The following is a 10113-nucleotide window of genomic DNA, read 5'->3' as shown; positions in this document are numbered from 1 at the left end:
AATTCAGTTCGACATGAGGTTATTTTCATCCTTCTGCTGGTGCTGAGAAGCAGCATGGGGATCTTATTTTCCAGGTCGTGCAGGGCAATTGCAAGTGCGCCGAATCCACCCATTTGTAAAAAAGCCGCTTTCTCCCCACGTGCCCGAGAATTGCCCATGAGCAATGAGAATAGCATACGGAGGATCAACATAAATAGCCAGCCGCCGCCAACCCCTACGAAAGGAACTGAATCCCAAACAGAATCAGAATCGCTCCGCCTATAATCTCCATCGAATCCCCCAGCACACGTCCCATGAGGTTGCCAATGGACAGACCAATGGCCGCCATCAGCCCCCCGACAATACCGAAGAGTGTGACCGCAAGCCCCAGGTTCGCATCGTACAGCCCGAAACTAAACCCGACAGACAAAGCGTCGATGCTGACGCTCATTGCGAACAACATCATTCCCCAACCGGCGGATCGGGTTAAAGAAAACACCGGCTCGTCATCCCCTTTCCATGCATCCCAGATCATGTGAGCTCCCAGGCCAATTAACAACACGGCACCGATCGACTTTGCAATGTCGCCCATCAGGTTGTGAAGGAACAGGCCGATCGCCATCCCGGCCAGCGGCATCAGAACATGAAACATTCCGATGGTCACACTCACTCGCGAAATCTCCCGCCGTGTAAGCTTCTGCATCCCAAGCCCAATGCCTAATGACATTGCATCGCTGCCAAGGGCAACAGCCGTTGTTAGAAGAGTAACGAGTTCTCCTGGTGATGCATGTGCCATGGCGCCGCCTCCCAGTCTTTCACCTTTCTTTGCCATATGTATGCACCATGTCCACAAAACATACAGACAATAGCCGATAATCCAGATACCGTTCAGGTATTACGGTTGTTTGATCAAGCAATTTCATTTATCTTGCCTGCTATTTTGCATTCTGTATAATCGAAACAAAAAGAGGCCATAGGCCTCTTTTTTTAAATAGCGTCCATGTTTACCGATTCCCCAATTTCACCGAACAACCCGGTAACCTGCTGCCTTGCGAAGCCGATTCATAATCGCCGCTCCGATTCCCTCTTCCGGGAAGCTTTCCGAATAAATTCGCTCTACGCCTTGCTGGTCAAATTCCCGCAGTGCACCGTAAAGTCCGGCAGAAACAGTTTCCAACGCTTTCCTTTCACCGCAGAATAGCACAACATCCGAGTTATACACACCCTGATGTTCAGTGGTAGTCAGAACTCCTGTCCGTATTCCTTCCGCCCGGGACTTATCCACAAGTGATTGAATCATCTGCACCTGTTTATCCACAGAACCCTCGACTATCCACATCTCAGCCTTCGGGGCGTAATGAGTGTATTTCATACCCGGTGAACGGGGCGCCCTTACCTCAGCATGATTCCTCTCAAGCGACGGATCGAGCTGTACCTCTCCGAGTACCTCCTCCAGCATTTCCTTTGTTACTCCTCCCGGACGAAGAATCATAGGTGGATGCACAGTTATATCCAGAACGGTTGATTCTACCCCGACTCCCGTCGTTCCCCCATCGACAACTGCCGCAATTCGACCCTCCAAATCTTCCAATACGTGAGAAGCGGCCGTCGGGCTTGGGCGCCCGGAACGATTCGCACTGGGTGCGGCCACTGGCAGACCCGATTTTTCCAATAAAGCAAGTGCAACAGGATGATTCGGCATCCGTACAGCAACTGTGGATAACCCTGCCGTAACCCGATCAGGTACAAATTCTGTACGAGGAAAAATAAGTGTTAACGGTCCCGGCCAGAACATGTCCATCAATACGCATCCAGCAGGGGGAATCTCAGCCGCAAGGTCTTTCAATTGCTCCCTGTAGGCAATATGAACTATAAGCGGATTGTCGGACGGACGTCCTTTCGCTTCAAAAATTTTATCCACAGCTTGAGGGTCCATCGCGTAAGCCCCCAGCCCATATACAGTTTCCGTAGGAAAAGCAACCAACTCTCCGCTTCGCAGAAGCTCGGCTGCCCTTTCGAGATCTTGTTCGCTTTTGTCCAATCGTACCGTGTCCATGAAGTTCCCGCCTTGTCTAAAGTCTAGTGCTACAGGCATATTATATCATCCCGGCCCGGAAATCCAGTCTGGGACTCATTTCATGGAACGATTGTTCGAGTTGTACACATTATCCACATCGGGGTGTGGATAACTTGTTATTTTAGAATTTTCCGCATAGGAACAGCCTTTGCCGAATTTTGTCGAAAATGCTGTGACAGCAGTATTTCCATGGGTATTTCTAGGGTTGTGACGGGTGTGAATTCCATGTGGATAAATAAGGTTGGGGACTCTGTGAGTAAATAAAGTTCGGATAGTCCGATTTGACCAGTGTGCGCAAGAATCAATTGAAGCAGGTGAAAACCGTCTTCTGCCGTACAGGCCTTTTTGCGTAATACGAGAGAACGCAATAGACCTTTCGAACCATATTTTTCGAGACCTGCTGTGGCAATGATCTCGAGTTCCGATTCGGATTCTGCAGGTGTTTCGGCGAGAATGAATGAGTCCACCCACTCCTCCAATCCCGCAGGATCAACACCCGCTTCCCGCAATAAAAGGGCGATATTAACCGTATCCCGGGGTGTTGCCCGGCGAATCGTGATTTTGTCATTCATGGCAAAAAACCTCCCTGAAAACCGGCTTTGAGACTTGGAATCTCAAAAGCTAGTTTATGCAGGGAGGCGATCGATAGAACTCCTATCAACAGAACCGCTAATTTTTATACGTTTACAGTTGGACGGGCAAAGTTTTTGGCAACTTCTTTCGCACGCTCAATAGCATTCGCTTTAATTTTCTCAGCTTCGTTCGGTGTAAAGGCCATTCCTTCCGCAATCACAGACTCAACGTCTGTAATTCCAAAGAAGGACAGAACCGCGCGAATGTAACGGTCGCCAAATTCCATGTCCTTGGCCGGGCCTCCGGAATAAATACCGCCACGCGCTTGGATGTGAACCGCTTTTTTATCTGGCAGCAATCCAACCGGACCTTGCTCGGTATATTTAAAAGTTTTGCCGGCAACGGAAACCGCATCGATATAGGACTTCATAACCGGTGGAACACCGAAGTTCCACAATGGCGTCACAAAGATATATTTATCCGCCGCAACGAATTGATCCACCAGATCACTGAGACGGCTTACTTTTTCCTTTTCCGTTGCGGTTAATTGGTCAAAAGAAGTTCCCGCTTGAAGCTTTCCCCATGCATTAAATACATCCTCATCCAGATTCGGAATGTTCATCTTGTATAGGTCGAGTTCGACAATCTCGTCATTTGGATTCTCGTTTCGATACTCATTCAAAAATTCTTTTGCCACAGACAGACTGAATGACTGTTCCGCAGCTTTCGGATTTGCAGTGATAAGCAATACTTGTGCCATTTCCTTCATTCCTCCCCGGAATTTTGTTAATCAACTTACTTTATGTATGTATATTATGATACTAACTTACTTTTGTCAAGCAGCTATATAAAATAAAAGGGGCTACCACCCACGAGGTGATAGTCGTGAAATATTAGTCTCTCCAGGCTTGAGGATGATCCTCACTCGCCAATTCTGCCGCTTTCGCGTTTGCTTCCGTCTGTGCCACATCTTTACAGCCGGGAATTACAGACGTTACTGCCGGATGCTTGAGACACCATGCAAGCGCCCACTGTGCCATATTGACGCCTTCCGGCACTTCTGTACGCTTGATTTCTTCCACAAGCTGAAGCTTTTTATCCAGGTCTGCCCTTTCATGACGATGACGCACATCATTTTCCGTAAATTCGACACCCGGCTTGTAATTGCCGCTCAAATAGCCACTCGCAAGCGGTACGCGGGCGAGCACGCCAAGGTCTTGCTTTTGGCAGGACGGAAATACACGTTCTTCCGGTACTCTGTCCAGGCGGTTATACACAACCTGAATGACTTCCGAGTTCACTCTCGTCGATGCTTCTGTTTGATACAGGTTGTCATTGCTTCCGATCGAGATGCCAAGGTGGCGGATTTTGCCCGCCTGCACCTGTTTGTCAAGAAGGGTCCACAATTCATCCTGGTCAAACATTTCGTTGCTTCCGGAGTGGAATTGATAGATATCGATGTAATCGGTCCGGAGAGCCCTTAAGGAATTTTCCAGTTGTTTCAGGACTTCCTGCGGGGACCAGTGATCGGTACGGTTCAGATGACCGTGAAACTTATGCCCAAACTTGGTAGCCACGATCCAGTCCTGTCTGTCGTGTTGAATTGCCTTCCCAATGAAAGATTCGGACAGATGATCGCCGTAACATTCAGCCGTATCGATCAGATTGATGCCGAGTTCTTTTGCTTTGCCCAAGATTTGGTCCACTTCCGGTTGCGTATAGGTCCTTCCCCATTCGCCGCCAAATTGCCATGTTCCCACACCGACTACCGATACTTTGAGGCCCGTTTTTCCAAGTCTGCGGTATTTCATCCGTTTCACTCCTTCACTATTTCGATACTTGCTGCACTAAGACTGGTAAAAATTGCGAACCCAACGGTGGGCCTTAAGCTTCTCGACCTGTTCTTTCGGCAACCCTTGTCCGTCACCCAATCTGCAGTTTTGTTCAACATTGCGAAGCGAACGCATTCCCGGAATCACAGTAGATACAGCAGGGTGGCTCAGAACATACCGCAACGCGGTTTCCGCCATCTGTTCCCGGGCAATGCCAAGGTCAGAAACAATTTTTTCAACGCGATCGTATACTTCTTGTTTGCGATCCCCCCGGAAGTAACTGTTTCGAAAATCATTTTCCGGGAATGTGGAATCCGGGGTAATTGTTCCTGTCAGACCTCCTTCATCCAAAGGTACGCGAACGATCACTCCTACATTATAAAGTTCACACGCCGGCAACAGCCGATCTTCCGGGCTTTGATCGAAAATATTGTAGATCACCTGAACCGTGTCCACGACACCGGTTTCGATCAGTTTTAGCGCGTTTTCAGGCTGGTGGTCGTTGATCGAGACACCAAAAAAACGGATTTTCCCTTGCCGCTTAAGCTTGTCGACCGCTTCCAGCCAATCGCCCTGATTGACCCATTCGTCCGACCAGACATGGAGTTGTTGGACGTCTATCGTTTCCAAACCAAGATTTCGCAAGCTTTGTTCCGTTGACGCAATCACATGATCTCCGGGGAACGTTTCTTCCACCGGCACTCCGGAGCGGGCAGGCCACTGTCTGTTTTTCGGCGGAACTTTAGACGCTGTGTAAATGGTCTCGGAACGTTCCTTGACAGTCTTCCCAACCAGTTGTTCACTGTATCCATCCCCGTACACCAAAGCAGTGTCAATGAAATTCAAACCCAGATCGATAGCTTTATGAAGTGCTTTCAGCGATTCGTCATCATTTGCTCCAATCCAGCTGCTTTTCCCAATCCCCCACGCACCGTAGCCTACTTCCGAAACTTTCAACCCCGTCTTGCCAAGTGTTCTGTAATTCATACCGCTTCCCCCTTCAGTTGTTAAATTTATGATAATGAGGAGGGCTTATGGATACCCACCCTCATTGATCGGCGACACCACTGCTTCGTTAACCGCAAACCGCGGATCCTGAGTGACCATATGCACCAGAAAATCGGCCACTGCCTTAGGATCACTCTGGAAATCCGTGAAATCGATTACACCCTTTTTAAAAAGAATCTACCGACCCACACTGTATTAGCAGGATCTGGCAACGGTTGGTGATATTCGATGATCTCTTATGAAACCTATTGGGTTTTCGGATTGTACACTTGACAATCCAGTTTTCGAAAGTCCTTATCGAACGACACAACAGGCACTGCGGCAGCGGAAGAACGAGTTGCTAAGTAAGCGTCTGTAAAATCCACATTATTCTCATGGAACTTTCGGAGTGCCGCTACCACCACTTCCCGTTCTTCCGCTTCAATACCGGGAGTCAGCAGAAACGATATCAGCGTGTCAGAGATCCTCTGCTTCGATAGCCTGAACCCTTCGGTGTTGTGAAACACATGACACAGCTCCTGAACTACCGCGACAGGTATAACCAAAGTGGTTTTACCTTCTTCCACGGCTTGTATTACCTTGTCGGCATAATCCGAGTTGGAGTCACCCGCGAAATAGCTAATTAAAAGATTTGTGTCCGAGAGCATTTTTGAATACATTTACAGAATCACTCGTCCTTATCTGAAAGTTTCTCCTTTGCCATGGCTTTCCAAGCTTCCTCACGAAGCGACTTGTAATCCAGCTCCGCTTCCATGCCATCTTTAGGTGCCAAGGACCCGCGAAGTGACCTCAAAGGCTTCATTTTTATAACTTGCATAAGTACTTTCCCATCTTCCAGTAGTTCTAAAGTGACACTATCCCCTTCTTCTGCCTGAATTGCCTTTCGGATTTCTGACGGAATCACGATTTGGCCCTTTGAAGATACTTTTGTAATCGCCATGATAGACCTCCCCAAAGCAGGTGACAAATCCGCATTGAGCCTCTTGTCCCTACCCCCCTCTGCCATCATTATATACCCCCTTCACCAAAAGGTAAATCGTTTTAATTTTGTCTTACATATCTACGAACGTTATACATTACTATATTTATCAAACCCATGAAATGTTATACGCAAAAAGCCACAAAAAACCGATCTGAGCCATTCAGATCGGTTTTTATGAAAACAGCGACTTCACAAACTCAACCAGCTTGGTCAAAAAGGAGCTTACCGCATCAAGAATCCCCAACCGTACTTGCACAGTCTGTGCGGTGTTGCCGTCTCCTGTGGGAACCTGTACGGTTGTGAGCGGTTTGGAATCCATATCCTTCGCTTGTACCGCATCCCCGTTCGCAACATCTACAAAGCAGAGGGGCGGGAAGAGAACACACCACCAGTTTTGGCCTTGTCCCTCTCCGATCACAATACGAAGCGCTTCATACTCCCCGGCCGGATACACCTTATTTCCGTAAATTTTGGTGGGGAAAGGAACCATGCCGTATTCGGTTTGTACCGAGTATGTGGAACCCGCCTTCTTTACTACACCTGCAGCTGCTTCGTTTAATTCAGGTACAGCCGCTTGAATCACTGTTCGAGCCTGTTCCCGGCTTTCGACATTACGCAGCCGTTTGCCAACATCATCGATAATACGGTCACGAACCTGACGCTTCAGTGCCTGATCTTGGGGCGAGTCAGAATTGGCAATAATCCGAAGCCGAACTGCTTCGTTAGGAATGATTCCCGCTTCTTCATCATCCACTGCAGGAATCAAAGTATTCACCTGCGCAGACGACGTTTCCGCAATTGCCGGTAGGCTTTGAGCAGAAACTTCAGTTGGTGCCCCCTGCCACCCGGTCCATAATCCCCCTGCGACGATCAACCCTGCTGCACCCGCCATCATTCGGACCCGCATTTTGACTCTCCCCTTTTTCTCTCCCAAATCGTTCATTCACCTGATAGCCTCAGTATGGACAGAGAAAATAGGGTTTATACTTATCTCTCAAAAGAATAGTAGAGTCGGTCGTAGCTGACATTGCCAGTAAACTTAACAACGGTAAGTGCTCCAATAGAGTTACATCTCTTCACAACTGCCTCTAAAAACCAAAACACCTGCCAACGCATATGTGTTGGTGATGTTATGTATTATTTGGAAATAATAGATCATTTATAAGGATGTCGAAAAATATTTATTAATACAATGGTGATAAATTCAAAATTATGTAGTATAATTCAATTGTTTCTATTTTAAGGAAAAGAGAGAGGGTAAAGATGTTAAAAAAAATCATAAGAGGTGTAGTTAGCTTAGTGTTGTTGACTAGCTTGTTAACAACTGGAACTTATGTTTCCGCTAAAACACCAACACCAACAGAAGAGCAATTGAACAAATACATGGAACACGCTAATTACCCAAAGGAAATCATTGATATGTTCGAATTACCACAAAAACAAAGAATATACGAAGAAAAGGCTGTGTATGCTTATCACAAGCATATAGATGGTGATTTGAAAGAATCACAAGATCAAGAGAGTCAGAATTCTGCGTCTGGTGATGTTAACGCTCAAACTTTTTATAACTGGGGTTCAACCTTAACAGCTAGTTATGTTTCGCAGCCTAGTGCACCTGGAAAAGTAGAATTCATTTTAGACTATAACTTTGATTGGAATTACAAACCTTATTACACATTGGAGGATAAATTTGGACTTGCTTGGACGGACGACTTCGATCCATATCCTGAAACTGCAAGATATGCTTATCGAGCATTTGGATCAAATGGTAATGCTGGTTATGCAGAATATGCTACTGGTGCTCAATATACTTATGATACTTATTCACCTGGTACCGGAATCGGTTGGGTCTATGATAGTATTAGCAGCTTTTATCAGAATGGAGTAAAATACGATGTCTATCGACACAAAGGCTGGGGGCAGGTGAAGATTGGGAAATACAGCGACAAGTCTGGTGCACAGGAACAAACATCTGCTGTAGGAACTTACTTCCATAAAGAAGGAACTTTTACAGGAGCTTTAACGTTTTCTAAAACTCCAGAAGTACAGATTAGTTATTCTATCAGTTATGACAAAGCCCCAGACGCTGGTACTACCTTCACATGGACGAAATATGCATATTAATCTAAAAATCTAAAGAAAGGCGGGCAAAGCTCGCCTTTCTTGTTAAGGAGGATTCTTTAATGGATGTAATAGCAATTTTTTTTGTAATTTTATTTACAATCTTCTTTCTAGCCTCACTTCGGGCAATTATTGAGAAGCACTCATCTTTCTGGATTTTTGCGTGTCTTGCTGGTGTATTTGCAGGAGGTGCTTATTGGAGTTTTTTAGCCATATTGGGTCGGTAATTTCGAAGAAACTAGAAAGGGTGCCCTAATATGAAAAAACTTTTTTCAATTTTATTTTCAGTATTATTGATTGGCACTGTACATACAACAAGCATAGCGATTGGACACCAACTTACTGCTCCCTTAAAATCTTATTTTGTTGGATTTAAAAACACGATTGATTCAGATTTAATTTTAAAAAACGGTGGGCAAATTCAGAGACAATATCAGTTCATCCCGGTGGTCTGCGCCAAACTTACGGATAATGCAGTTCAAGCTATTAAAAAGAATCCCAATATTGCATATATTGAGGAGGATCAAAAAGTTTACGCCAATGGTCAAATGGTTCCGTGGGGCGTTCCTCATGTGAAAGCGACAGACGTTCAAAAGAAAGGTTTTACAGGAACGGGAATTAAAGTGGGCGTTTCAGATACAGGAATCGATTATACCCATGAAGATCTTATCGTAATTAATGGAACGACATTCGTGCAAGACACCACAACCTTTACTGATGATAACGGTCACGGTACACATGTGGCTGGAACTATAGCAGCTATAAAAATAATACAGGAATTATCGGGGTGGCACCTCAAGTAAGTCTATATGCAATAAAGGTTCTTGATAAAAATGCTAGCGGCAATTACAGTAATGTTGTAGCAGGTATTGAGTGGGCTATTAACTCTAATTTAAATGTACTGAATATGAGCTTTGGAGGAAATACTAATTCTTCAACATTGAAAGCAGCTGTCGATAAAGCCTATAACTCTGGAATTCTCCTTATTGCTTCCGCCGGAAACAATGGATATGGACAAACAGGTACTATAACTTATCCGGCTGCTTATAATTCGGTCATAGCTGTAGGTGCCGTGAATGCTCAAAATAAACGAGCCGATTTTTCAAGTGTAGGTCAGCAATTAGAACTGATGGCTCCTGGAATCGAAATCCAAAGCACTGTTCCTGGAGGGTATGGATCTTATAGCGGTACTTCTATGGCTGCTCCTCACGTAACCGGAGTAGCTGCACTTGCCTGGCAAGCAAAACCCTCTTTATCAAATATTCAACTACGAAATACCCTTAATGTTACAGCCACACACTTAGGTGATTCCTTTTTATATGGAAATGGTTTGGTCGATGCACTAGCAGCAGTCAATATGAAACGTTGAGAATTAAAAAGTTTCCTTCCAAGACCCCATTTGTCACACTTACTTAACATCAATGTGAATTAACGGATCGAAATAAAAAACCGTTCGACGATGAGCGCCGCTTTTCATTTTTATACCCATTCCTTTCGCTTCGCTCAAGGCACAAAACGGAATGAAATCCGTTAACCTTGAG

General features: G+C 45.7%; 12 protein-coding genes and 1 pseudogene. 3 read left to right on the top strand and 10 right to left on the bottom strand.

What is annotated here, in order from left to right:
• From ACFO8Q_RS09165 to spoIIR, 10 genes are all read right to left on the bottom strand, one after another.
• Positions 1 to 191: hypothetical protein (locus tag ACFO8Q_RS09165; RefSeq protein WP_380025471.1), on the bottom strand; the 191-nt coding region annotated here is incomplete at its 3' end.
• Positions 192 to 214: 23 nt separating this feature from the next.
• Positions 215 to 775: a manganese efflux pump MntP gene (locus ACFO8Q_RS09160; protein ID WP_380025470.1), complete on the bottom strand. Its 561-nt coding sequence runs from the start codon at positions 773 to 775 to the stop codon at positions 215 to 217.
• A 225-nt stretch (positions 776 to 1000) separates the two neighbouring features.
• Complete coding sequence (locus ACFO8Q_RS09155) at positions 1001 to 2035, bottom strand: L-threonylcarbamoyladenylate synthase (protein WP_380025469.1); 1035 nt, start codon at positions 2033 to 2035, stop codon at positions 1001 to 1003.
• A 137-nt stretch (positions 2036 to 2172) separates the two neighbouring features.
• Entirely contained in the window at positions 2173 to 2628 is a 456-nt protein-coding gene (locus ACFO8Q_RS09150; RefSeq protein WP_380025468.1) for a GNAT family N-acetyltransferase, read from the bottom strand.
• Between the two features lie 104 nt (positions 2629 to 2732).
• Positions 2733 to 3389, bottom strand: coding sequence for an FMN-dependent NADH-azoreductase (locus tag ACFO8Q_RS09145; protein ID WP_380025467.1), 657 nt, complete (start codon positions 3387 to 3389; stop codon positions 2733 to 2735).
• Positions 3390 to 3522: 133 nt separating this feature from the next.
• Positions 3523 to 4440, bottom strand: coding sequence for an aldo/keto reductase (locus tag ACFO8Q_RS09140; protein WP_380025466.1), 918 nt, complete (start codon positions 4438 to 4440; stop codon positions 3523 to 3525).
• A gap of 36 nt (positions 4441 to 4476) precedes the next feature.
• The gene (locus ACFO8Q_RS09135; protein WP_380025465.1) at positions 4477 to 5448 is read right to left on the bottom strand and encodes an aldo/keto reductase; all 972 of its coding nucleotides are present in this window, start codon (positions 5446 to 5448) and stop codon (positions 4477 to 4479) included.
• A gap of 266 nt (positions 5449 to 5714) precedes the next feature.
• Positions 5715 to 6128 (bottom strand): PIN domain-containing protein, encoded by a 414-nt coding sequence (locus ACFO8Q_RS09130; protein ID WP_380025464.1) that lies wholly within the window; start codon positions 6126 to 6128, stop codon positions 5715 to 5717.
• Between the two features lie 8 nt (positions 6129 to 6136).
• Complete coding sequence (locus ACFO8Q_RS09125; protein ID WP_380025463.1) at positions 6137 to 6409, bottom strand: AbrB/MazE/SpoVT family DNA-binding domain-containing protein; 273 nt, start codon at positions 6407 to 6409, stop codon at positions 6137 to 6139.
• A 214-nt stretch (positions 6410 to 6623) separates the two neighbouring features.
• Entirely contained in the window at positions 6624 to 7358 is a 735-nt protein-coding gene (spoIIR, locus tag ACFO8Q_RS09120) for a stage II sporulation protein R (RefSeq protein WP_380025462.1), read from the bottom strand.
• Between the two features lie 356 nt (positions 7359 to 7714).
• Between spoIIR and ACFO8Q_RS09115 the strand changes: the two genes are divergently transcribed.
• The 3 genes and pseudogenes from ACFO8Q_RS09115 to ACFO8Q_RS09105 all read left to right on the top strand — a co-directional run bounded on the left by ACFO8Q_RS09115 (position 7715) and on the right by ACFO8Q_RS09105 (position 9941).
• Positions 7715 to 8575: a hypothetical protein gene (locus tag ACFO8Q_RS09115; protein ID WP_380025461.1), complete on the top strand. Its 861-nt coding sequence runs from the start codon at positions 7715 to 7717 to the stop codon at positions 8573 to 8575.
• 59 nt (positions 8576 to 8634) lie between these two features.
• On the top strand, positions 8635 to 8799 hold the full coding sequence (locus tag ACFO8Q_RS09110) for a hypothetical protein (protein ID WP_380025460.1): 165 nt from the start codon (positions 8635 to 8637) through the stop codon (positions 8797 to 8799).
• 30 nt (positions 8800 to 8829) lie between these two features.
• Positions 8830 to 9941, top strand: a pseudogene (locus ACFO8Q_RS09105) (S8 family peptidase).
• Positions 9942 to 10113 lie beyond the last annotated feature (172 nt).

Source organism: Effusibacillus consociatus, from assembly GCF_042652925.1.
Lineage (GTDB): Bacteria > Bacillota > Bacilli > Tumebacillales > Effusibacillaceae > Effusibacillus > Effusibacillus consociatus.
The sequence above is the reverse complement of the archived record's forward strand: the minus strand, read 5'-3'. Positions and strand labels throughout refer to the sequence as shown.

Excerpts from the sequence above, each read along its gene's own strand:
- ACFO8Q_RS09160 (WP_380025470.1), bottom strand. The coding sequence starts at position 775 with ATGGCACATGCATCACCAGGAGAACTCGTTACTCTTCTAACAACGGCT.
- ACFO8Q_RS09155 (WP_380025469.1), bottom strand. The coding sequence starts at position 2,035 with ATGGACACGGTACGATTGGACAAAAGCGAACAAGATCTCGAAAGGGCA.
- ACFO8Q_RS09150 (WP_380025468.1), bottom strand. The coding sequence starts at position 2,628 with ATGAATGACAAAATCACGATTCGCCGGGCAACACCCCGGGATACGGTT.
- ACFO8Q_RS09145 (WP_380025467.1), bottom strand. The coding sequence starts at position 3,389 with ATGGCACAAGTATTGCTTATCACTGCAAATCCGAAAGCTGCGGAACAG.
- ACFO8Q_RS09140 (WP_380025466.1), bottom strand. The coding sequence starts at position 4,440 with ATGAAATACCGCAGACTTGGAAAAACGGGCCTCAAAGTATCGGTAGTC.
- ACFO8Q_RS09135 (WP_380025465.1), bottom strand. The coding sequence starts at position 5,448 with ATGAATTACAGAACACTTGGCAAGACGGGGTTGAAAGTTTCGGAAGTA.
- ACFO8Q_RS09130 (WP_380025464.1), bottom strand. The coding sequence starts at position 6,128 with ATGTATTCAAAAATGCTCTCGGACACAAATCTTTTAATTAGCTATTTC.
- ACFO8Q_RS09125 (WP_380025463.1), bottom strand. The coding sequence starts at position 6,409 with ATGGCGATTACAAAAGTATCTTCAAAGGGCCAAATCGTGATTCCGTCA.
- spoIIR (WP_380025462.1), bottom strand. The coding sequence starts at position 7,358 with ATGCGGGTCCGAATGATGGCGGGTGCAGCAGGGTTGATCGTCGCAGGG.
- ACFO8Q_RS09115 (WP_380025461.1), top strand. The coding sequence starts at position 7,715 with ATGTTAAAAAAAATCATAAGAGGTGTAGTTAGCTTAGTGTTGTTGACT.
- ACFO8Q_RS09110 (WP_380025460.1), top strand. The coding sequence starts at position 8,635 with ATGGATGTAATAGCAATTTTTTTTGTAATTTTATTTACAATCTTCTTT.